The 20,773-nt window shown below is 68.3% G+C and carries 24 protein-coding genes; 10 read left to right on the plus strand and 14 right to left on the minus strand.

The genetic code is table 11. From position 1 onward, the window contains the following. Positions 1 to 3 precede the first annotated feature (3 nt). On the minus strand, positions 4 to 591 hold the full coding sequence (locus AWB94_RS13880; protein WP_062655866.1) for an FMN-dependent NADH-azoreductase: 588 nt from the start codon (positions 589 to 591) through the stop codon (positions 4 to 6). 82 nt (positions 592 to 673) lie between these two features. Between AWB94_RS13880 and AWB94_RS13885 the strand changes: the two genes are divergently transcribed. Next, positions 674 to 1,153 carry a MarR family winged helix-turn-helix transcriptional regulator gene (locus AWB94_RS13885; RefSeq protein ID WP_062655867.1) on the plus strand — a complete coding sequence of 160 codons (480 nt, stop codon included), beginning with the start codon at positions 674 to 676 and terminating at the stop codon, positions 1,151 to 1,153. On the opposite strand, the gene AWB94_RS13890 is transcribed toward AWB94_RS13885, so the two are convergent. Further along, positions 1,128 to 2,513: an MFS transporter gene (locus AWB94_RS13890; RefSeq protein ID WP_109762082.1), complete on the minus strand. Its 1,386-nt coding sequence runs from the start codon at positions 2,511 to 2,513 to the stop codon at positions 1,128 to 1,130. The genes AWB94_RS13885 and AWB94_RS13890 overlap by 26 nt on opposite strands. An 87-nt stretch (positions 2,514 to 2,600) precedes the next feature. Continuing rightward, on the minus strand, positions 2,601 to 3,059 hold the full coding sequence (locus AWB94_RS13895) for a MarR family winged helix-turn-helix transcriptional regulator (protein WP_062655869.1): 459 nt from the start codon (positions 3,057 to 3,059) through the stop codon (positions 2,601 to 2,603). Positions 3,060 to 3,177: 118 nt separating this feature from the next. On the opposite strand from AWB94_RS13895, the gene AWB94_RS13900 reads away from it, so the two are divergent. Next, positions 3,178 to 4,221, plus strand: coding sequence for an NAD-dependent epimerase/dehydratase family protein (locus tag AWB94_RS13900; RefSeq protein ID WP_062655870.1), 1,044 nt, complete (start codon positions 3,178 to 3,180; stop codon positions 4,219 to 4,221). On the opposite strand, the gene AWB94_RS13905 is transcribed toward AWB94_RS13900, so the two are convergent. The 3 genes from AWB94_RS13905 to AWB94_RS13915 are packed head-to-tail and all read right to left on the minus strand — an operon-like array spanning position 4,193 to position 7,189. Next, complete coding sequence (locus AWB94_RS13905) at positions 4,193 to 5,401, minus strand: cytochrome P450 (protein WP_062655871.1); 1,209 nt, start codon at positions 5,399 to 5,401, stop codon at positions 4,193 to 4,195. The two genes, AWB94_RS13900 and AWB94_RS13905, sit on opposite strands and share 29 nt — an antisense overlap. Further along, positions 5,398 to 6,114, minus strand: a complete 717-nt coding sequence (locus AWB94_RS13910; RefSeq protein ID WP_062655872.1) for an acetoacetate decarboxylase family protein — start codon at positions 6,112 to 6,114, stop codon at positions 5,398 to 5,400. Before AWB94_RS13910 ends, AWB94_RS13905 begins: the two co-directional genes overlap by 4 nt. A 43-nt stretch (positions 6,115 to 6,157) precedes the next feature. Further along, positions 6,158 to 7,189: an LLM class F420-dependent oxidoreductase gene (locus AWB94_RS13915; protein WP_062655873.1), complete on the minus strand. Its 1,032-nt coding sequence runs from the start codon at positions 7,187 to 7,189 to the stop codon at positions 6,158 to 6,160. A gap of 59 nt (positions 7,190 to 7,248) precedes the next feature. Here AWB94_RS13915 and AWB94_RS13920 point away from each other — a divergent pair, with 59 nt between their 5' ends. The 5 genes from AWB94_RS13920 to AWB94_RS13940 all read left to right on the plus strand — a co-directional run bounded on the left by AWB94_RS13920 (position 7,249) and on the right by AWB94_RS13940 (position 11,627). Then, a complete protein-coding gene (locus AWB94_RS13920; RefSeq protein WP_062655874.1) occupies positions 7,249 to 8,253 on the plus strand; it encodes a Zn-ribbon domain-containing OB-fold protein in 1,005 nt (334 codons plus the stop codon). Positions 8,254 to 8,267: 14 nt separating this feature from the next. Further along, positions 8,268 to 9,326, plus strand: coding sequence for a thiolase family protein (locus AWB94_RS13925; RefSeq protein ID WP_062655875.1), 1,059 nt, complete (start codon positions 8,268 to 8,270; stop codon positions 9,324 to 9,326). Further along, complete coding sequence (locus tag AWB94_RS13930) at positions 9,326 to 10,507, plus strand: thiolase family protein (RefSeq protein ID WP_062655876.1); 1,182 nt, start codon at positions 9,326 to 9,328, stop codon at positions 10,505 to 10,507. The genes AWB94_RS13925 and AWB94_RS13930 overlap by 1 nt, the downstream gene beginning before the upstream one ends. Position 10,508: 1 nt before the next feature. Further along, a complete protein-coding gene (locus AWB94_RS13935) occupies positions 10,509 to 10,940 on the plus strand; it encodes a nuclear transport factor 2 family protein (protein WP_062655877.1) in 432 nt (143 codons plus the stop codon). A 72-nt stretch (positions 10,941 to 11,012) separates the two neighbouring features. Next, positions 11,013 to 11,627, plus strand: a complete 615-nt coding sequence (locus AWB94_RS13940; protein ID WP_062655878.1) for a hypothetical protein — start codon at positions 11,013 to 11,015, stop codon at positions 11,625 to 11,627. On the opposite strand, the gene AWB94_RS13945 is transcribed toward AWB94_RS13940, so the two are convergent. Beyond that, positions 11,614 to 12,150, minus strand: a complete 537-nt coding sequence (locus AWB94_RS13945) for a gamma carbonic anhydrase family protein (protein WP_062655879.1) — start codon at positions 12,148 to 12,150, stop codon at positions 11,614 to 11,616. The two genes, AWB94_RS13940 and AWB94_RS13945, sit on opposite strands and share 14 nt — an antisense overlap. Before the next feature lie 98 nt (positions 12,151 to 12,248). Here AWB94_RS13945 and AWB94_RS13950 point away from each other — a divergent pair, with 98 nt between their 5' ends. From AWB94_RS13950 to AWB94_RS13960, 3 genes are read left to right on the plus strand one after another with little or no spacing between them, the layout of a single operon-like run. Further along, positions 12,249 to 13,400, plus strand: a complete 1,152-nt coding sequence (locus AWB94_RS13950) for a 3-ketosteroid-9-alpha-monooxygenase, oxygenase component (protein ID WP_062655880.1) — start codon at positions 12,249 to 12,251, stop codon at positions 13,398 to 13,400. Beyond that, complete coding sequence (locus AWB94_RS13955; RefSeq protein ID WP_062655881.1) at positions 13,397 to 13,867, plus strand: hypothetical protein; 471 nt, start codon at positions 13,397 to 13,399, stop codon at positions 13,865 to 13,867. Before AWB94_RS13950 ends, AWB94_RS13955 begins: the two co-directional genes overlap by 4 nt. Next, positions 13,806 to 14,501: a sensor domain-containing protein gene (locus AWB94_RS13960; protein WP_084395057.1), complete on the plus strand. Its 696-nt coding sequence runs from the start codon at positions 13,806 to 13,808 to the stop codon at positions 14,499 to 14,501. The genes AWB94_RS13955 and AWB94_RS13960 overlap by 62 nt, the downstream gene beginning before the upstream one ends. Before the next feature lie 2 nt (positions 14,502 to 14,503). On the opposite strand, the gene AWB94_RS13965 is transcribed toward AWB94_RS13960, so the two are convergent. From AWB94_RS13965 to AWB94_RS13995, 7 genes are read right to left on the minus strand one after another with little or no spacing between them, the layout of a single operon-like run. Beyond that, a complete protein-coding gene (locus tag AWB94_RS13965; RefSeq protein WP_062655882.1) occupies positions 14,504 to 15,256 on the minus strand; it encodes an urease accessory protein UreD in 753 nt (250 codons plus the stop codon). Further along, on the minus strand, positions 15,253 to 15,858 hold the full coding sequence (ureG, locus tag AWB94_RS13970) for an urease accessory protein UreG (RefSeq protein ID WP_062655883.1): 606 nt from the start codon (positions 15,856 to 15,858) through the stop codon (positions 15,253 to 15,255). Before ureG ends, AWB94_RS13965 begins: the two co-directional genes overlap by 4 nt. After that, positions 15,855 to 17,561 (minus strand): urease subunit alpha, encoded by a 1,707-nt coding sequence (gene ureC, locus AWB94_RS13975; protein ID WP_062655884.1) that lies wholly within the window; start codon positions 17,559 to 17,561, stop codon positions 15,855 to 15,857. The genes ureG and ureC overlap by 4 nt, the downstream gene beginning before the upstream one ends. Beyond that, positions 17,558 to 18,199: an urease subunit beta gene (gene ureB, locus AWB94_RS13980; RefSeq protein WP_064961260.1), complete on the minus strand. Its 642-nt coding sequence runs from the start codon at positions 18,197 to 18,199 to the stop codon at positions 17,558 to 17,560. Before ureB ends, ureC begins: the two co-directional genes overlap by 4 nt. 22 nt (positions 18,200 to 18,221) lie before the next feature. Then, positions 18,222 to 18,872: an urease accessory protein UreF gene (locus AWB94_RS13985; protein WP_062655885.1), complete on the minus strand. Its 651-nt coding sequence runs from the start codon at positions 18,870 to 18,872 to the stop codon at positions 18,222 to 18,224. Beyond that, entirely contained in the window at positions 18,865 to 19,332 is a 468-nt protein-coding gene (gene ureE, locus AWB94_RS13990) for an urease accessory protein UreE (protein ID WP_062655886.1), read from the minus strand. Before ureE ends, AWB94_RS13985 begins: the two co-directional genes overlap by 8 nt. Beyond that, entirely contained in the window at positions 19,332 to 20,738 is a 1,407-nt protein-coding gene (locus AWB94_RS13995; RefSeq protein ID WP_062655887.1) for an Asp-tRNA(Asn)/Glu-tRNA(Gln) amidotransferase GatCAB subunit A, read from the minus strand. The genes ureE and AWB94_RS13995 overlap by 1 nt, the downstream gene beginning before the upstream one ends. Positions 20,739 to 20,773: the final 35 nt, after the last annotated feature.

Genomic DNA, 20,773 nt, shown 5'->3' on the forward strand with positions numbered 1-20,773 from the left:
GGCTCAACCCGCCGGCGCCCAGAGCGCATCGATCTGCGCCTCACCGTCGGCAAGGCTTTGCGCGGCAAGGGGTTTCAACTCAGCCATGGCCGGGTTGACTTCGGCCATGGTCAACTCGACGACGACGAAGCGGGGCTGCAGGCCCGTCAGCGACACCCCGTGGGTCAGCCACGTCTGCGCGTGATCCCACCCTTCACGAGGCGTGCCCGGACCGTACCCACCGCCGCGCGTCTCGACCGCTACGAAGTCGGTGCCGCCCAGCAGCCCGGCGCCGGTGGCCGGGTCGAAGGACAGGCCGGCCGTCACGATGTGGTCAACCCACGCCTTCACCGTGCTCGGCGGCCCGAAGTTGTAGAGCGGCAGGCCGAGCACGATCGTGTCGGCGGCGGTGATCTCACCGATCAACGCCTCGCTCAACGAGGTCGACGTCGCCGGATCCAGGTGCGGCAGCGGATCGGCAGCCAGGTCCCGATAGGTGACGGTGCCGCCGGGGTGCGCGGCCAGCCAGCGTTCCGCGGCGCGTGCGGTGAGGCGACGGCTCACCGACCGATCGCCCTGCACCGATGAATCGATGTGCAACAGATTCGACATGATCGACTCCCAATAGATAGTCAACGGTTCACTAACTATCTATACACTACTGGCGACCGGTGAATTCCCGTAGACTCACGCCGTGAGCACGCCGCCGCGCCAGGAGTTGCTGCTCGGACCGCTGTTGGACCTGGTTCTGCGGCGGTTGCGCGGTACCGCGGAGGCCGAGATTGCCAAGGTCGGCCTCCGGACCCGGCATATCATCGCGCTCACCCTGCTCCGAGATTTCGGCGAGCAGGGCCAGGCGGGGCTCGCCGACTCCCTCGGTATCGATCCGACCAATGTGGTGATCCTGCTCAACGAATTGGAATCCGCTGGGTTGGCCGAGCGTCGACGCTCCCCCGAGGACAGGCGCCGGCACACGGTGGTCGTCACCGAAACCGGCGCCGCCCGGCTCGCAGAAGTGGAGAAGGTGCTGGCGACCATGGAGCAACACATGTTCAGCGCGCTGACCCACGACGAGCTGAGCACCCTGCACGACCTGTTGCAGCGGGCCGCCGAGGTGACGGCGGGCAAACCCGAGACACCGCCCGCCGTCAGCTGTACCGGCGAAGATCACTGAGATCGTCACCGCCGGCCGCCGCGAAGGCATCGCCCTGCTCGCGGTCCAGATAGGTGCTGGCCTTGTTCTTCAGGAAGAACACGTACACCAGCAACGACACCGCGATACACACCGTCACGTAACCGATGAACAGCGGCACCTGGTCGCGCGCCTTGAGCGCCTGGTAGATCAGCGGCGCGGTGCCGCCGAAAGCCGAATTGGCCAGCGCGTAGCCCACTCCGACACCGAGGGCCCGAACTCGGGCCGGGAACAGTTCGGATTTCACCAGCGCGTTGATCGAGGTGTAGCCGGTGAGAATCACATAACCGACGGCCACCAGCAGGAAGGACAGCATCGGTGAATGCGTCTGTGGCAGATAGGTGTACAGCACGTAGGTGTAGACGACGCCACCGATGCCGAAGAACAGCAGCAGCGGCTTGCGCCCCACCTTGTCACTGATCAGCCCGCCCACCGGCTGCAGCAGCATCAGGAAGATCAGGCCGACGAGGTTGATCCAGGTGGCCGTCATCGCCTCGTTCTTGTAGGTGGCCTTGACGATGGCCGGCGCGTTCACGCTGTAGGCGTAGAAAGCGACCGTCCCACCGAGGGTGATCAGGAAGCACAACAGCAGCGGCTTCCAGTAACGGGTGAGCAGCACCCGCAGGGATCCCGCGGTGTCGTCCTTGCCTTCCCTGATCGCCTCCAGCTGTTCGGCCGACAACGATTCGTCCATGGTGCGGCGCAGCCAGAACACCACGATGGCGGCCACACCGCCGATGGCGAACCCGATGCGCCAACCGAATTCGTGCACCTGCTCGGTGCTCAGCGTGGTGAGGATGATCAGCAGGGTGAACTGCGCCAGCACGTGACCGCCGACCAGCGTGACGTACTGGAACGACGAGAAGAAGCCGCGCCGCTCACGGGTGGCCGCCTCGGACATGTAGGTGGCCGAGGTGCCGTACTCCCCGCCGGTGGCGAAACCCTGCACCAGCCGGCACAGGATCAGGATGATCGGTGCCGCCGCCCCGATGCTCTCTCGGCCGGGCACCAGGGCGATCACCAGCGAGCACAGCGCCATCAGCGACACACTGATGGTCAGCGCGGCGCGCCGGCCGCGACGATCGGCGAACCGCCCGAAGAACCACGAGCCCAGCGGCCTGGTCAGGAAGGTGACGGCGAAGATCGCGTAGACGTAGACGGTCGAATTCTGGTCGGCCTCGTCGAAGAACTGCTTCTCGAAGTACGTCGCGAAGACGGTGTAGACGTAGACGTCGTACCACTCGACCAGGTTGCCCGACGATCCCCTGACGGTGTTCCAGATGGCCCGGCGGGTGTCTGCCCGCGCATCCGCCCGATCCTTTGATGTGGTCATGGATCCCATCTTTAGCGGCCGCGACCGGTCCGGGTGAAGGCTCTGCCCGAAACGCGGCCGATTTCTTGCCGGGCTCTTACCCAGCACGCGTTCGATCTAGCGGGATGGCGCGGCCCGGCCGCCGCCGAGGATCGCCATGATGTCGACGAGGTCGGCCCAGCGGGAGCGCGGCAGTACGGCGAACAGATCCTCCGCGGCCGCCCGGTAGGCCCGTTGCCACAGTTCGGCCTGCCGCACACCCTTGGGCGTGGCGACCATCTTGGTCACCCGCCGATCCGCCGAGTCCTCGGCCCGGACGACGAGGCCTTCCCGCACCAACGCGTCGAGCAGCGTGGAGGCGGTGCCCTGAGCAATGCCGACCGCGTAGCCGACGTCGGTGACGCGTACCGGCCCGGAACGGACCACCTCAGCCAGCACACGGGACCGCGGGAAAGAAACACCGACCTCGGCGAGGCGTTCGTCGAATTCCCTGGCCAGAATCTTCGCCACCCGCCCGAACGCGTCCGCAAGCTCGACGGCCGTGGGTTGGTCGCCGCCCGATCGATTCGCCCCCAACGCAGTCCTCCGTGACCTCTCTTGACAGCAAAGTGTATCGATGCCAATCTATTGGTATAGATGTATCTATCTCGATGCATCTACGCTGATACATCGAGGCCTGAACGAGGAGTCTTCCATGCAGATTTTCCTGACGGGCGGCAGTGGCTTTGTCGGCCGACATCTGATCGGCCGCCTGCGGGCCGACGGCCATACCGTGCTGGCGCTCGCGCGCTCGGCTGCCAGCGCTGAGACCGTGACCGAGGCCGGCGCCGAAGCGGTACGCGGCGACCTCGCCGAGCTGTCCGGGTCGGGCTCAACCCCACCCCCGGCGTGGCTGGAGCACTTACGCACGGTCGACACCGTGGTGCACGCCGCCGCCCGGATGGACTTCTGGGGTCCCGACGCGGGTTTCCGCACCGACAACCTCGAACCGACCATCGCCCTGCACGCCGCCGCCGCACAGGCGGGCGTGTCCCGATTCGTCCTCATCAGCGCCGCGGGCGTCTCCCTGGGCAGCCAGCGCGCCAGCGTCGTCGACGAGAACACCGACGACGGCACGCCCAACATCGCCTATTGCCGGGTCAAACTGGAGACCGAGCGAGCGCTGCGCGGCACCCCCACACCGGGGATGAGCCTGGTCATCCTGCGCCCTCCGTTCATCTGGGGACCGGGCATCGGCACCATCGCCGACGCCGTCGACAGGGCGGCCAAGGGACAGTGGATGTGGTTGGACAACGGCCGCCACATCATGGACCAGGTCCACGTCGACAACCTCGCCGAGGCCGTCACCCTGTCGCTCACCCGCGGTCGCGACCGCGGGATCTATTACGTCACCGACGGACAGCCGATGCCGATTCGCGATTTCTTCACCGCGCTGATGGCCACCCAGGGCGTCGACGTCTCCGGCAGCCGCAGCGTTCCCGTGGCTGTCGCCGCGCCGATCGCGGCCGTGCTGGACGCCGGCGCCCGGCTGCTGCGCAGGCCCACCGCGCCCGCGCTGAACAACTGGCTGATCACCATCATGGGCCGCGACCGCAGCTACGACATCAGCGCCGCCCGCACCGACCTCGGCTACCGACCGCGAGTCGGCTTCGATGCGGGCATGCTGCAGATGGCCCGATCGGTGTCGACCGGGCCGGCCGCCGACGAACCTAGCCAAGCATCCGCGGCACCGGAGTGAACACCACCGGCATCGACTCGGGGCCACTGACGAAATTGGCCGGCCGCAACGGCACGTCGGCACCGTCGGCCAGCCGCAGGTCGGGCAGGCGGCGCAGCACCCGCTCGGTCATCAACCGCAGTTCCAACCGGGCCAGCTGATTCCCCAGGCAGAAGTGCGAACCGAATCCGAAAGCCAAGTGGCTGTTCGGGTTTCGGTCGATATGGAACTGGTCCGGGTTCTCGAACACGGATTCGTCGAAGTTGGCCGACTCGAACATCAGCATGATCTTCTCGCCGGCCTGCAGCGGCGTGCCGTGGAAGTCGGTGTCCGCCGTGACGGTGCGGCACATGTTCTTCACCGGCGAGGTCCAGCGCAACATCTCCTCGATGGCGCCGGGCAGCGCATCGGCATCGGCGACCAGCGACTCCCACTGGTCGCGGTGCCGTAGCAGCTGTTCGGTGCCGCCGGACAGGGTGTGCCGGGTGGTCTCGTCGCCGCCGATGAGGATGAGCAGGGTTTCCATGACGATCTCGTCGTCGCTCATCCGCTGCCCGTCCACCTCCGAGTGCACCAGTACGGAGAACAGGTCCTCGGTGGGTTCGGCCCGCCGCTTGGCAATGACGTCCATGGTGAACGCGGTATAGGCGGCGAACGTGTCCATGAGCTTCTGGACGGTCAATTCGTCGACGTGCGAAGACAATCCGCACACCAGGTCATCCGACCACTGCAGCAGCATCTCCCGCTCTTCGGGCAGCACGCCGAGCATGTCGCCGATCACCGCCATCGGCAGCGGAGCGGCGATGTCACGGACGAAGTCCGCTTCGCCCCGTTCGCAGACGCCGTCGATCAAGGTGTCACAGAGCCGCTCGATGGACGGCAGTTTGTCCATCACCCGCTTGCGGGTGAACCCGGCGTTGACCAGCTTGCGCCGCACCAGGTGCGCGGGGTCGTCCATGTCGATCATGTACGGCATACCGGGCTGGTCCGGCCGGATCCCGCCCGCGCTGGAGAACAGTTCGGGATTGCGCTCGGCATCCAGCACCGCCTGATGGCTGGCGGCCGCGGCCTGACCGTTGCGGTCCCGGAACACCGGCTGATTCGCCCGCATCCACCGGTAGGCCGCGCGGGCCGCCGGGCCGTCTGCGTAGAAACGGCCGTCGGCCAGGTCGACGTCGGGCTTGGCGAGCACTGTTGTCACGAGATCTCCTCGGCGTCACCGAAAGTCATGTCGACGTTCGCCGCCGAGCCGGAGAACAGCGCGCGCTTGGGGAAGCCCAGATCGGCGAGTTCGCGTGCGTAGGGGTGATCGCCGAGGCGCACCGTGGCGCCGCCCGGCCGATAGCGCACGCCGGTCATGCGCATCTCGCCGGCGGTCTTGCGGGTGATGCCGTCGAGATGGGAGTACGTGGGGTGCACCCGGGTGCCCGAGGTGAACCTCGACGGCATCGGCAGACCCGGCCGGAACTCCATACCGACGGCGTACCGGCCGTCGATGCTGACGTCGAAGGCGAAGCGAGGCCCGCTGCGGAGGTCGAAATCCGCCATCACCTTCGGGTAACCCCAGATGGACCGGCCGGCCTCCAGCGTGAACGACTGGTCCACGGGTAGGTGGTGGATGAAGGCACCGGCCGACTGCAGCGCCCGCAGACCGGTCGCACGGGATCCCGGCGGATTGACCATCACGTTGGTGCCGTACTCGTAGTACTGACCCAGGTCGGTGTCGAGGTAATGCATCAGCATCAGCACGACGATGGCCTTGCCGGACCGGTACCGGCAGACCTGCAGGCCGCTGTAGTCGATCATCCGCTGGGCCGCGTCGGCGTCCACCGAGAACATCGCCATGTGCTGCTGTGCCGTGCGCACCCGCACCGGCATGGTCAGGACGGTGCCGGCGATGGTGTGTTGCGTCACACATCGAATCTAGAACGTGTTCTAGACAACGTGCAAGATGTGTCTACACCAGGGCGGCGAGGTCCCGGATCTGCTCGACCGACCGCGCGCCGACGACCATCATGGTGACGCCGGCGGCCTCCCACGCCTTGATCTGTTGCTTGACGTGGTCGAGGTCGCCCACGATCGCCGAGTCGTCCACGAGTTCGTCCGGGATGATCTTGGCCGCTTCCTCTTTACGGTCGCTGCGGAACAGTTTGGTGACGTCGTCGACGACCTCCGCGTAACCCATCCGGCGGTAGACGTCGGCGTGGAAATTGGTGTCCTCGGCGCCCATCCCGCCCATGTACAGCGCCAGGTGCGGCTTCATCAGTTCCATGATGGCCGGCCGGTCGTCGGTGACCACCACCTGCGCGGTCGCGCAGATCTCGAAGGTCTCCCGGGTGTGCCGCGCCCCGGGCCGGGCGAAGCCCTCGTCCAGCCACTCGTTGTACATGCCGGCGATGCGCGGCGAGTAGAAGATCGGCAGCCACCCGTCGCAGATCTCGGCGGCCAGCGCGACGTTCTTGGGACCTTCGGCACCGAGCATCACCGGGATGTCCGCGCGCAGCGGGTGGGTGATCGGCTTGAGGTTCTTGCCCAGTCCCGACGTGCCCTCCCCCGTCACGGGCAGCGGGTAGTGCGGCCCGTCGCTGTGCACGGGCGCCTCGCGCGCCCACACCTGGCGCAGGATGTCGATGTACTCCCGGGTGCGGGCCAGTGGCTTGGGGAACTTCGCGCCGTACCAGCCCTCGACCACCTGCGGGCCGGACACACCGAGCCCGACGATATGCCTCCCGCCAGAGAGGTGGTCCAGGGTGAGGGCGGCCATCGCCAGTGCGGTCGGCGTGCGCGCCGACAACTGCAGAACCGACGTTCCCAGCCGCATCCGCTTCGTTTCCCGGCCCCACCAGGCCAGCGGAGTGTAGGCATCCGACCCCCATGCCTCGGCGGTGAAGACGGTGTCGAAGTCCGCTTCTTCGGCCGCCGCGACGAGTTCGGCGTGGTTGGTCGGCGGCTGCGCGCCCCAGTAACCAAGCTGCAAACCCAGTTTCATTTAGCCCACCTTCCGACCCATGGTTGAAACCATTCTTAGAACCTGTTCTACTCGATGCCGTGACCACAGGCCAAAGCAGCCCGGTGCAGATCGACAAGCATGAGCGGCCCCTGTCAGCTCCGCTGAGGCTCTCATTCGACTACACCCGTTCAGTCGGACCTCGGCTGTCCCAGTTCTTCACCGCGTTACGGGAACGGCGAATCGTCGGTGTGCGCGGCTCGGACGGCCGGGTACATGTCCCGCCCGCTGAGTATGACCCCGTCACCTATCAGCCATTGACCGAGGTGGTACCGGTCAGCAGCGTCGGGACGGTGCAATCCTGGACGTGGCAGTCCACCCCGTTGGAAGGTCAGCCACTGGACCGGCCGTTCGCCTGGGCCCTGATCACACTGGACGGCGCCGACACCCCGCTGCTGCACGCGGTCGCGGTGGATTCGGCCGACGAGATCAGCACCGGCGCCCGGGTGCACGCACACTGGGTCGAGGCGCCCGTCGGTGCCATCACCGATATCGCGTACTTCTTGCCGGGGGAAGATCCCGAGCCCGAGGGCGCGCCCGACGATCGCGAGCCCGTCACCGTGCAGGTGGCCCCGAGTTTCATCGAGATCCAGCACACCGCGTCGCTGCCCGAGACCACCTTCCTGAAGGCTCTGGAAGAGGGCAAGCTGCTCGGTGCCCGGACCCGTCGTGGCCGCGACGGCGAGCCCGGCAAGGTGTACTTCCCTCCGAAGGAAGCCGATCCGGCGACCGGCCTGGAACTCGACGAGTTCATCGAACTGCCCGACAGGGGCACCGTCACCACCTTCGCGATCATCAACATCCCGTTCACCGGGCAGCGCATCAAGCCGCCGTACGTCGCGGCGTACGTGCTGCTCGACGGGGCCGACATCCCGTTCCTGCATCTGGTCACCGAGATCGACCCGGCCGACGTGCGGATGGGCATGCGGGTGCAGGCGGTGTGGAAGCCGCGCGAGGAATGGGGGCTCGGTATCGACAACATCGACTACTTCAAGCCCACCGGTGAACCCGACGCCGATTACGACTCCTACAAGCACCACCTGTAAAGGGCTGCACGCACATGACCGATATCGCAGTGGTGGGCTTCGCGCACGCGCCCCACGTCCGCCGCACCGACGGCACCACCAACGGCGTCGAGATGCTGATGCCGTGTTTCCACCAGCTCTACGAAGAACTCGGCATCAAGCAGACCGACATCGGCTTCTGGTGCTCCGGATCGTCGGATTACCTTGCCGGACGGGCCTTCTCGTTCATCTCGGCAATCGACTCGATCGGCGCCATCCCGCCGATCAACGAAAGCCACGTGGAGATGGACGCCGCCTGGGCACTGTACGAGGCCTACATCAAGCTGCTCACCGGCCAGGTGGAGACCGCGCTGGTGTACGGCTTCGGCAAGTCCTCGGCGGGCACGTTGCGCCGGGTGCTGGCATTGCAGACCGATCCGTACACCGTCGCGCCGCTGTGGCCGGACTCGGTGTCGATGGCGGGCCTGCAGGCGCGGGCCGGGCTGGATGCCGGTAAGTGGACGGCAGAACAGATGGCCCAGGTGGCGCTGGATTCCTACGCCGCGGGCGGCCGCACCGACCGGGAAGAGGTCACCGGCAGCATTGACGACCTGTTGTCCCGGCCCTACTTCGCCGATCCGCTGCGCCGCCACGACATCGCCCCGATCACCGACGGGGCGTCGGCCATCGTGCTGGCGGCCGGTGACAAGGCCCGCGAATTGCGCGAAAACCCGGCCTGGATAACCGGATTCGAGCACCGAATCGAGACGCCGATCCTGGGCGCCCGCGACCTGACGGTATCCCCGTCGACGGCGGCTTCGGCGCAGGCGGCCACGAACGGCGATACGGGCTCGATCGACGTCGCCGAGATCTACGCGCCCTTCACCCACCAGCAGCTGATCCTCAAGGAAGCGATCGGGCTGACGGACAAGACCAAGATCAACCCGTCGGGTGGCGCCCTGGCCGCCAATCCGATGTTCTCGGCGGGTCTGGAGCGGATCGGTTTCGCCGCACAGCACATCTTCTCTCGCTCCGCGCAGCGCGTGCTGGCGCACGCCACGAGTGGGCCTGCGCTGCAACAGAACCTGGTTGCCGTCCTGGAGGGCAAGAACTGATGACCAAGAAGCTCGCCGCGGTGCTGGGCACCGGGCAGACCAAGTACGTGGCCAAGCGCCATGACGTGTCGATGAACGGCCTGGTGCGCGAGGCCATCGACCGGGCGCTGGCCGACGCCGACTCCACCTTCGACGATATCGACGCCGTGGTGGTCGGCAAGGCGCCCGACTTCTTCGAGGGCGTCATGATGCCCGAGCTGTTCATGGCCGATTGTGTCGGGGCCACCGGTAAGCCCCTGATCCGGGTGCACACCGCCGGCTCGGTGGGTGGTTCGACCGCGATCGTCGCGGCCAGCCTGGTGCAGTCCGGCAAGTACAAACGCGTGCTGACGATGGCGTGGGAGAAGCAGTCGGAGTCGAATGCCATGTGGGCGTTGAGCATTCCGGTGCCGTTCACCAAGCCGGTGGGCGCCGGAGCGGGCGGCTACTTCGCCCCGCATATCCGCGCCTACATCCGCCGCTCCGGCGCCCCCAACCACATCGGCGCCATCGTGGCCGTCAAGGACCGCCTCAACGGGGCGAAGAATCCGCTGGCGCACCTGCATCAGCCCGACATCACCGTCGAGAAGGTGATGTCCTCGCCGATGCTGTGGGACCCGATCCGCTACGACGAAACCTGCCCGTCCTCGGATGGCGCGGCGGCCATGGTGATCGGCAACGAGGAAGCCGCCGAAGCGCACCTCGCCAAGGGCCACCCGGTCGCCTGGGTGCACGCCACCGCGCTGCGCACCGAGCCCCTGGCATATGCCGGCCGCGACCAGGTGAACCCGCAAGCCAGCCGGGATGCCGCCACCGCGCTGTGGCGCGATGCCGGCATCACCTCCCCCATCGACGAGATCGACGCCGCCGAGGTCTACGTCCCGTTCTCCTGGTACGAGCCGATGTGGCTGGAAAGCCTCGGCTTCGCCCCCGAGGGCGAGGGCTGGAAGCTCACCGAAGCCGGCGAGACGGCGATCGGCGGGCGGATCCCGTTCAACGCCTCCGGCGGCGTGCTGTCCTCGAATCCGATCGGCGCCTCGGGCATGATCCGGTTCGCCGAGTCCGCCATCCAGGTGATGGGCAAGGCCGGTGACCACCAGGTGCCCGGGGCCCGTAAGGCGCTCGGCCACGCCTACGGCGGCGGTGCGCAGTACTACTCCATGTGGGTGGTGGGCGCCGACAAGCCGGCACCGAAGGGCTGACATGGCGATCACCGATCCCGGGCATCCCGCCCACCTCGCGGGCAAGCGCTCCCGCGCCGCCGTGGCCGCGCGCGACAAGGATGCGTGGCTGGCGGTGTTCGCCGACGACGCGGTGGTGCAGGATCCGATCGGGCCGTCGTTCTTCGACCCCGAGGGCACCGGGCACCGCGGCAAGGAGGCGATCGCGGCGTTCTGGGACAAGGCGATCGCGCCGACCGACAACCTGGAGTTCCGCTTCGTCGACACCTTTCAGTGCGGTGACGAGGAGGCCAACATCGGCAGCATCGTCACCACGATGGGCGGACACCGCATCACCACCGAGGGCGTGTTCACCTATCGGGTGAACGCCCAGGGCGAGTTGGTGGCCTTGCGGGCGTACTGGGAAGTGGACCGGGCAGCGAGCACGGCCACTCCCGCTGAGGCCGCCGACTGAGGCCGGCCACTCGGGCTCTGTACGGTTGACGGTAGTTCCGAGGTCAACCTTCCCCACGAGTGACAGAGCACATTGTTTCGCTTCGCAGTCCCAACCGTTCTCATTGCGGTCCTGGTCAGCGGGTGCGCCGGCACCAACGGCAGCAGCCCCGCTGCGACCAGCCTTCCCGGTTTCCCGGCACAGCCCACCTCGACGAGCACGACTGCCCCGTCGTCCCCCAAGGCGGCACCGGACTACCAGAAGCTCCTGGTCACCGCGGAGGACCTGAGCGACACCGAGGACACCTTCCACCAGCAGTCGGTGCAGTCCCAACCCGACGGGGTGCCCGGCGCGAGCGCTTTCTTCGTCAACGACGAGGACACCCGGGCGATCAGCAGTGTGGTGCTGATCTACCCCAACGCCGCGACCGCCGCGGCCACCCTGAAACAGGCCCAGGCGACACTGCCCTCGCTGGTGGCCGGCGGCACGCCGCAGCCCATCGCCATCGGCAACGGCGGCATCGTCGTCAGGGGCGCCAAACCCGACGAGGACAAGTCGGTCACGCTGATGTTCTTCACGGTGGACCGGGCGTTGGTCCGGCTGGAGTTCCAGAGTGCACTCGGCGATCCCACCACCGACCAGTTCGTCACCAACGTCGGCAAGATGCAGGCAATCGCCCTGCGCACCGGCCTGGCTACTGCGCTGTGAGTACCTCGGTGAGGCCGTCGCGGTAGCGGCGCGCCAGGTCTTGATAGGCCTCGCCGTTGGTCTGGACCCAGGTCTGCGCGCCGGTACCGGCGATCGGCCCCTTGACCTTGGCGGGGACACCGGTGACCAAGACCTCGTCGGGAACCTTCGTCCCGCCGACCACGAGCGCGTGCGCGGCGACCAGGGTGCGCGCCCCGATCACCGCGCCGTCGAGCACCGTGGCGTGGTTGGCGATCACCGCATTGCTGCCGATATGCGCGCCGTGGATGACGCAACCGTGCGCGATGGTCGCCCCCGGGCCGACGTCGACCGGGATTCCCGGTGGGGCGTGCAGCACCGACCCGTCCTGCACGTTGGCCCCTTCCCGGATGATGATCGGCGCGTAATCGGCCCGCAGCACGGCGTTGAACCAGACCGATGCTCCCGCGGCGACGTGCACGTCGCCGACCAGGGTCGCCGTCGGGGCGACAAACGCGCCCGGGTCCACGACGGGCGCCCGACCCTCGAACTCGTAAAGAGGCATGGTTCACATATACCGCAGGTAGGCATGCCCGCGTTGCGCGATGGAGGGCCAAAACTGTAACGTGTTCTAGTTAGAGAGACCGATACGGGAGGCCCGCCGTGAGTACCGAATCAGCCGCCGGCATCAGGGAGATCGACACCGGCGCCCTGCCAGATCGTTATGCGCGCGGCTGGCACTGCCTGGGGCCGGTGCGGGATTTCCTGGACGGCAAGCCGCATCCGGTGCAGGTGTTCGGCACCAAACTGGTGGTCTTCCCCGACTCGAAGGGTGAGCTCAAGATCCTCGACGGGTACTGCCGGCACATGGGTGGTGACCTGTCGCAGGGCACCATCAAGGGCGACGAGGTGGCCTGCCCGTTCCACGACTGGCGCTGGGGTGGCGACGGCAAGTGCAAGCTGGTCCCCTACGCCAAGCGCACGCCGCGGCTGGCCCGCACCCGTTCCTGGCACACCGACGTCCGCGGCGGCCTGTTGTTCGTCTGGCACGACCACGAGGGCAATCCGCCGCAGCCCGAGGTGCGTATCCCGGAGATCCCCGAGTTCGCCAGTGACGACTGGACGGACTGGCGGTGGAACTCGATGCTCATCGAGGGTTCCAACTGCCGCGAGATCATCGACAACGTCACCGACATGGCGCACTTCTTCTATATCCACTTCGGACTGCCGACCTACTTCAAGAACGTCTTCGAGGGCCACATCGCCTCGCAGTACCTGCACAACGTGGGCCGGCCCGACGTTAGCGACCTGGGCACCTCGTATGGCGAGGCGCACCTGGATTCCGAGGCCAGCTACTTCGGGCCGTCGTTCATGATCAACTGGCTGCACAACAACTACGGCGGTTTCAAGGCCGAGTCGATCCTGATCAACTGCCACTACCCGGTCACCCAGGACTCGTTCATGTTGCAGTGGGGCGTCATCGTCGAGAAGCCCAAGGGTCTGGACGAGAAGACCACCGACAAACTGGCCCGGGTGTTCACCGAAGGCGTCAGCAAGGGCTTCCTGCAGGACGTCGAGATCTGGAAGCACAAGACCCGCATCGACAACCCGCTGCTGGTCGAGGAGGACGGCGCGGTCTACCAGATGCGCCGGTGGTACCAGCAGTTCTACGTCGACGTCGCGGACATCACCCCGGACATGACCGACCGGTTCGAGATGGAGGTCGACACCACGGCCGCCAACGAGAAGTGGCATGTCGAGGTCGAGGAGAACCTCAAGCGCCGGAACGAAGCCGCGACCCAACCGACCCAATGACCACCCACAACGAGCGGGCCCGGACACCGGATGTCGAAGATCTGGCCCGCTCGATGCTGGAGTTGCTCGGCCACGATGACGATCACGGCCAGCCGGCCGAGAGCGAGGCCGCGGCCGGGTCGTGGTCCAAGGCACCGGATTTCGCCGACGATCCACGCCGGGCCGCCGCCGTGCGGGAAGCCACGGCACGCGATCGGGAACGCTACCTGACGTCGGGCCTGGTGTCGGTGGACTGCCGGTTCTGCCACGTCGCCGTGCAGGTGAAGAAGCTCGGCCCCGAGCACACCTCGGTGCAGTGGAACAGCGAGGCCACCCAGCGGTGCGCCGTGTTCAGCGAGATCCGGGCCGCCGGTGGCGATCCCGCCCGCGCCCGGTCCTGCCCCAAGCTGACCGATAGCATCAGGCATGCCATCGCGGAAGGCTGTCTGGAAGAAATGTCGAGCGCGCCGTCGCCTGGCGACGGCTAGCTGCGTCGTCGCGGCCGGGCTGATAGCCAACCTGACCGGATGTACCCGCGTCATCGACACCGCGGTACCGCATTCGGCGCCGCGGGTGGGGCCCATCCTGGCCAGCCAGGTCGGCGACCTGCTCAGCAAGCACGCCCAGGACAAGGACGGCAACAGGTTCGTCACCGTCGAACCGCACTCCTGCGCGGGCGTGGCCCGTGAGCAGGACGCCCCGTTCATCGTCGACCACCATCCGGCCGCCACCGACGGTGGACACTGGGTCACGACGGACGGCCACGAGGTGTACGTCGAGGAGATCGTCGCCGTCTACGCCTCGGACTTCGATCCCAGGGCCGCCGTCGACGGGGCACGTGCCACCCTGGCGTCCTGCCGGGACACACCCTTCACCGTCACCGACATGAAGGGCCGCGCGTACCGGTTCACCATGGGGCCGGCGTCGACCGATGCGCGGTCACCGGCCATCGTGGTGTGGTCGTTTCACGGCGCCGACTGGGCGTGCGACAACGCCTTCGTCGCCGCGCACAACGCGGCCGTCGAGCTGACCACCTGTGGTCCGGTGAACGGCTACGACGTCGGCGCGCTGGCCAAGGACGCACTCAAACGCATCGAGGCGCTGGCCAACAGCAAGGCGTGAGCTCAGCTCAACACCGGTACAAGCGATTCCAGCACCGCCGCGAGACCGGCCCGCAGCACACCACCGTCGGGCGCCGCCATCCGCACCGCCCACCCGGTGCCGTTCGGCAGTTCGGTGAGGGCCCCGTAGGCCGGCAACCGCGCCACCACCGCCTCGAGGCCGGTGGGCGATGCTCCCAGGACGTAGACGGTGCCGAAGGCCGTCGGTGCGCGCGGCACCCGGGGCATCGCGTCGATCGACTGGGCGTCGAACGCCAGCAGTTCCCCGACATCGTCGCGGATCTCGACGACAGAGTTGTACGCCCCGAAATTCCCAGCGCCACAGTCAGGATGCAGCACCACCGCGTCGACCAGCACCACCCGCCCACCCGGCGTGCGCTCGACCCGCAGATGCTGGCGGTACCGCGCACGCGGGGTCAGGATCCGCGGGGCGGGCACGAACATCACCTCACCGCCGGCCTCCGCGGTGACCGTGACCTCCTCCACCGCCTCCGCGCCACCGGGGGTACCGCTCACCAGCGTGGCGCCCTGCCCCCGAACAGTCACCACCGCGCCGTCGGACACCGAGAAATGCTGGTGCACAACATCACCCGGGATGACGGTGCCCGCGGCGTTCTGCACCGTCAGCACCCCGCCACCCGGGCGCCGGGCGTCATCGAAGACCCGCCCCACCAACAGCGGCCAGCGGTAGCGCCGCCGGGTCAGCACCGTCCGTCCCCCGACCGACGCGAACGCCAGGTCGAGCGCGGCCGTCACAGGAACAGCACCTCCCGGTCCAGCATGTCGGCGACGGTGTCGACACCCGCGCCGCCGCGGGCGCTGATCGCCACCACCGGACGCCCTTCGCGCACCGCGTCGGCCTCCGTGCGCATCAACATGAGATCGACACCGACATGCGGGGCCAGGTCGACCTTGTTGATCACCAGCAGATCGCAGCGCAACACCCCCGGGCCGCGCTTGCGTGGGATGTCGTCGCCGCCGGCCACGTCGATGACGAACAGCCAGTAGTCGACGAGGTCCCGGGAGAACGTCGAAGCCAGATTGTCCCCACCGGACTCGAGCAGGATCACCTCGGTGTCGGGGAACTGCGCCTCCAACTCGTCGGCGGCTGCCATGTTCAGCGACGGGTCCTCGCGGATCACGGTGTGCGGGCATCCGCCGGCCTCGACGGCGCGCACCCGCTGCGGGTCGATCAGCCCCGAGCGCCGTACCCGTTCGGCGTCCTCGTGGGTGACGAGGTCGTTGGTGATCACCGAGACCACCCGCCCGCGGCGGGCGAACTCGGCCAGCAGGGCCTCCACCAGGGCCGTCTTACCCGACCCCACGGGTCCGCCGATACCCACGCGTGCGGCCGTCACCGCAGCAGATACTTCCGCGAAAATGGCACCGTCGCAGCGGGTTCGGCGGTCAGCAGCACGCCATCGGCACGGACCTCGAAGGTGCGGGGATCCACCTCGACATGCGGTAGCTCGGCATTGCGAACCATGTCCTTCTTGCGCAGCCCGCGGACCGAGGCGATGGGCAGCACGTTCTTGCGCAGCCCGAGCCTCTCCGGCACACCCGCGTCGATCGCCAGCGCCGACATGAAGATGAACCCGGCGTCCGCGGCTGCGTCCCCGAGCGAAGCCCAATTCGCCCTCGCCAGAATGGGTTCCGAGGACGATACCGACCCGGCCGCGTCACCGAGCGCGGCCCACGCGATGTACCCGTTCTTGAGCACCACCGCCGGTTTGACCCCGAAGAACGCCGGATGCCAGATCACCAGGTCGGCAACCCGGCCCACCTGCACCGACCCGATGTGCTCCTCGACGCCGATCGAGATGGCGGGGTTGACGGTGAGTTTCGCGATGTAGCGCTTCACCCGCTCGTTGTCGGCTGCCGCCGTCGTCTCTTCAGGAAGGCGGCCGATCCGCTGTTTCATGACCGCGGCGAGCTGCCAGCAGTTGGCGATGTTCTCCGCGACGCGGCCCATGCCCTGGGTGTCGCTGCCGAAAATCGAGATGGCCCCCATATCGTGCAGGAAATCCTCGGCCACCATGGTCTGCGGCCGGATCCTCGCCTCGGCAAAGGCGATGTCCTCGGGCGCCTCCCAGTTCATCAGGTGCGCCAGCATCGTCATCGGCACCCCCTCGTCGAGGCCGCCGAGGGTATAGGGGTTGGTGGGGTTGGTGGTGCCCGGGATGACGTTCTCGTAGCTGACGCACCGGATCAGGTCCGGAGCGTGCCCGCCGCCCGCACCCTCCACGTGGTACAGGTGGATCGTCCGGTCGCCGATGGTCGCCATCGTCGTCTCGGAGAACCCGAACTCGTTGATCGAATCGGTGTGCAGATGCACGGCGAAGTCCGCGGAATCGGCGGCCACCAGCGTCTTGTCGATGATCTCCGGCGACGCCCCGAAATCCTCGTGGATCTTCACCGCCCCGGCGCCGGCCGCCACCATCTCCAGCACGGCCGCCGGGTCGGAGGACCCGCGTCCGAACGGCACATAGTTCATCGGGGAGTACTCCCCCGCCCTGAGGAACATCGCGAGATTGCGCGGGCCGCCGGTGGCGACCTCGAAGGAGGGCCCCAGCGAACCGCCGATCAGAGTCGTCGTCCCGGTCGACAGCGCGTGCTCGGTCTGCTGCGGTGAGATCAGGTGGGCGTGCGTCTCGATGGCACCGGCGGTGACGATCATGCCCTCGGCGGGGATCGGTGTCGTCGACGTGCCGACCACCATCCCCTGGGTCACACCGGGCATCGTGTCGGGATTTCCCGCCTTGCCGATCCCGACGATCCGTCCGTCGCGGATCCCGATGTCGGCCTTGACGATCCCGGTGACGGCGTCGACGATGAGCGCGTTCATGATGACGTAGTCCAGGGCGCCGTCGGCGTGCAGTGTCGACGGTCGGTAACCTTCGCCGTCGCGGACGGATTTCCCCGCGCCGCTGAGCAGTTCGTAGCCGGGGACGGTGTGGTCGTGTTCCACCTCGACGAACAGGTCTGAGTCGGCCAGCCGCACCCGGTCACCGGTGGTCGGGCCGAACATCCGGGCGTAGGCCGCGCGGTCGATGGAGGTCATGTGTTCACCACCCCGGCGTCCAACGGTCCGTTGACCAGACCCGAGAAGCCCTGGGCGACACGGTCACCGGACATCGGGACCAGGGTCACCTCGACCGGTATCCCGGGTTCGAAGCGCACGCCGGCCCCGGACGCGATGGCCAGTTTGTGCCCCCATGCCGCGCGGCGGTCGAACTCCAGGGCGGGGTTCGTTTCGACGAAGTGGGTCTGGCTGCGGACCTGGACATCGCGGTCGCCGCGGTTCACGACGGTCAGGGTCACGCGGGGTTGCCCCTCGAACAGGGCCACCGGCTGGTCGCCGACGAGCACCTCACCGGGCCGGATGTCGCCGGCGGCGCGGGCGATCGGGTCGATCAGGGTGACGAGTTTGGTGCCATCGGGAAACGGCGCGTCCATGGTGACGATGCCGATCATGTCGGGCACACCCGGCTCGCACTGGTCACTTGTCAGCACCTGCGCGGCGTGGTCGACGACCTCGGCGTAGCTCATGTCCTTGCGCGCGGCGAGCATGACCTCGTCGACGAGCAGGGCGACGGCCTCCGGGTGGCTCAGGCGCAGGCCCTCACGCAGGTTGCGCCGCGCCATCTCGGCCGCGCCGAAGATCATCAGGCGCTCGATCTCGGTGGGGGTCAGGTTCATTCGGTCTCCAATCCGGCCCCGGTCAGCTGGCGAACAGTCGCACCCCGGGGGTGCGACGCTGGGCGGCGATGTCGGCGAACGCCGTGAACGGTGCGGGCCAGGCGGGCGGTTCACGGTGCAGGATGTCGACCAGCAGGGGGGTCAGTGCGGTGTGCACCCGCTGGACGCCCAGGTGGCCGCAGATCCCGAGCCGCAGCGCGGCCCCGGTGATCCCGCTGACCGCCTGCCAAGCGGTGACGGCCTCGGCGGTCTGCAGGTCCAGCCCGGCAGCCCGCAGGCACACCGCCTGGGCGACGGGCAGATGCCCGGGGGTGTCACCGGCCGACACGGCCGCCCGGTAGCCGGCCACACCGCGGGTGAATGCGGCGAACGTCGTGAGGGTGGCGGCGCCGGCGCGACGCGAGGCCTGCCGCAGCACCGACATCGTCGCCGACGCCTCGGCGAGCCGGTCGGCCCCGACCGGCTCGGCCCATGCCCGGCGCAGGATCACCCGCTCACCGCGGTGCCACCGCCCGTCGAGCTGCTCGGCGGCGTAGGCGGTGACACCGTCCTCGTCGCCGATCAGCCCGTCCCGGTGGGCCCCCTCCAGCCCGGACGAGAACGCGAAACCCCCGGACGGAAACGCGCTGTCGGCGAATCGGATCGCGGCGACCAGTGCGGCGTGGTCAGCCATCGCCGCACCGCCGGACCCGGCCGGTGTCCAGCAGCTCGCAGATGCGCGACGTGTAGTCGGCCTCGGGTCCCTGTAGGTGCACCAGCAGCCGCTCACCGTGCTGGTCCACCTTCCAGTGCAGGTGCCCGGCCAGATACCCCAGGCGCAGCGCCGCGGCGATATCGCCGGGTACCAGCTCGAGTGTCCGGGCGGCACCGGCCCGCACGACGACGGCGCGCTCGTCGTCGAGCACCAGCACCGCACCGTCGGCAAGGGCGGTGCCGCGCGGCAGGGCCACCGCATAGTCGGCACCCGCATCGGAGGTGACCCGCAGCCGGCTGCGGTCCAGATCGGGCACCGCCAGGTGCACGTACTCCACGGCCTGCCGGTGCGCCAGGGCGTGCAGCCGCTCGGCGATCACCGGGTCGGTCTCCCAACCGGCGATCTTCTCGACCACGCGCAGCCCGACTGCTCCCGGCACTACGCCACCTGCGCGGTGACCGCGGCGATCCGGCCGACCACGTCGGTCGCACCCTCCAGGGCGTGGCCGACCCGCAGGATCTCCGGCTCCGCGAACGGCTTTCCGATGATCTGCACACCGAGCGGCAGGCCGGCCGTGGAGAATCCCGACGGCAGCGACAGCGACGGCAGTCCGGTGACGTTCGCGGGCGCCGAGTACCGCACATAGGCGGCGGTGGCGGGCTCGACGGTGCCGTCCGGCCAGGTGACGAACGGGTCGGACCGCAGCGTCGCAGGAGCGACCACCGTCGGCGCCAACAGCACGTCGATCGAGGCGAACATGTCCTTCCACGCCGCCTGGATGAGGGTGCGCAACCGCAGCGCGTTGATGTAGTCGGTGGCCAGCTGCGCGGCCCCGGTCTCCAGCAGCGCGCGCACCTCGTCGGTGAACTTCTCCGGCGAATCCCTCAGGTGGTCATGGTGATACGCCGTCGCCTCGGGCGTCATGATCCCCCATTCCGCGGGCAGTACGTGCTCGGGCAGTGGGATCGTCACCTCCACGAGCTCGGCGCCGAGACCTTCCAGGGTGGCCGCCGCGGCGGCCGCGGCGGCGGCCACCTCGGGGTCCACGCGTTCGGTGTAGTAGTTGGTGGGGATACCGATCCGGGTGCCGGCCACCCCGGCGTCGATACCGGCCACCATGTCGGGCACCGGGATGTCGACGGTGCCGGGGTCGCGACGGTCGTACCCGGACATCGCGGCCATGGTCAGCGCGGCGTCGATGACGTTGCGGCTCAACGGGCCGACGTGGTCCAGTGACCACGACAGCGACGCCACGCCGACCCGGGAGGCCCGCCCGAACGTGGGCTTGAGCCCGACTGTCCCGCACAGCGCGGCGGGGATGCGGATCGAACCACCGGTGTCGCTGCCCAGCGCCACGTGCACGACACCGGACCCGACGGCCGCTCCGGACCCGCCGCTGGACCCGCCGGGTGTGCGGTCCGGCGCCCACGGGTTGCCGGTCGTCGGTGTGGTGGCGCCGTAGGCGAATTCGTGGGTGTGGGTCTTGCCGATCAGGATCATCCCGGCGTCGTACAGTTTGGCCACCGCCGCCGAGTCGATGGTGGGCACGTTCTCGGCGCGCTGTGCCGAACTCGACGTGGTCGCCACGCCGGCGGTGTCGTAGAGATCCTTGACCCCCAACGGAATCCCGTGCAGAGGGCCGCGGTAGCCGCCGTCGGCGATCTCCTTCTCGGCGGTCCTGGCCTGCTGCAGCGCGAGGTCGGCGGTGACGGTGACGAACGCACCGAGCCGCGGTTCGACCTCGTCCAGACGGGCCAGCGCGGACCGGGCGACCTCGACCGGCGACACCTCCCGGGTGCGGATCTTCTCGGCGACGTCGATCAGGGGTAGTTCGTACAGGTCCATGACGTGCGTGTCCTTCCTCGTTCTGCTCTCGGGTG

The sequence above is a fragment of the Mycolicibacterium canariasense genome, from assembly GCF_002101555.1.
Classification (GTDB): Bacteria; Actinomycetota; Actinomycetes; order Mycobacteriales; family Mycobacteriaceae; genus Mycobacterium; species Mycobacterium canariasense.

What these genes read in the sequence shown, in the direction of transcription:
- AWB94_RS13880 (WP_062655866.1), bottom strand. Translation starts at nt 591, where the DNA reads ATGTCGAATCTGTTGCACATCGATTCATCGGTGCAGGGCGATCGGTCG.
- AWB94_RS13890 (WP_109762082.1), bottom strand. Translation starts at nt 2,513, where the DNA reads ATGGGATCCATGACCACATCAAAGGATCGGGCGGATGCGCGGGCAGAC.
- AWB94_RS13900 (WP_062655870.1), top strand. Translation starts at nt 3,178, where the DNA reads ATGCAGATTTTCCTGACGGGCGGCAGTGGCTTTGTCGGCCGACATCTG.
- AWB94_RS13915 (WP_062655873.1), bottom strand. Translation starts at nt 7,189, where the DNA reads ATGAAACTGGGTTTGCAGCTTGGTTACTGGGGCGCGCAGCCGCCGACC.
- AWB94_RS13925 (WP_062655875.1), top strand. Translation starts at nt 8,268, where the DNA reads ATGACCGATATCGCAGTGGTGGGCTTCGCGCACGCGCCCCACGTCCGC.
- AWB94_RS13930 (WP_062655876.1), top strand. Translation starts at nt 9,326, where the DNA reads ATGACCAAGAAGCTCGCCGCGGTGCTGGGCACCGGGCAGACCAAGTAC.
- AWB94_RS13935 (WP_062655877.1), top strand. Translation starts at nt 10,509, where the DNA reads ATGGCGATCACCGATCCCGGGCATCCCGCCCACCTCGCGGGCAAGCGC.
- AWB94_RS13945 (WP_062655879.1), bottom strand. Translation starts at nt 12,150, where the DNA reads ATGCCTCTTTACGAGTTCGAGGGTCGGGCGCCCGTCGTGGACCCGGGC.
- AWB94_RS13955 (WP_062655881.1), top strand. Translation starts at nt 13,397, where the DNA reads ATGACCACCCACAACGAGCGGGCCCGGACACCGGATGTCGAAGATCTG.
- AWB94_RS13960 (WP_084395057.1), top strand. Translation starts at nt 13,806, where the DNA reads ATGCCATCGCGGAAGGCTGTCTGGAAGAAATGTCGAGCGCGCCGTCGC.
- ureC (WP_062655884.1), bottom strand. Translation starts at nt 17,561, where the DNA reads ATGACCTCCATCGACCGCGCGGCCTACGCCCGGATGTTCGGCCCGACC.
- ureB (WP_064961260.1), bottom strand. Translation starts at nt 18,199, where the DNA reads ATGAACCTGACCCCCACCGAGATCGAGCGCCTGATGATCTTCGGCGCG.
- AWB94_RS13985 (WP_062655885.1), bottom strand. Translation starts at nt 18,872, where the DNA reads ATGGCTGACCACGCCGCACTGGTCGCCGCGATCCGATTCGCCGACAGC.
- AWB94_RS13995 (WP_062655887.1), bottom strand. Translation starts at nt 20,738, where the DNA reads ATGGACCTGTACGAACTACCCCTGATCGACGTCGCCGAGAAGATCCGC.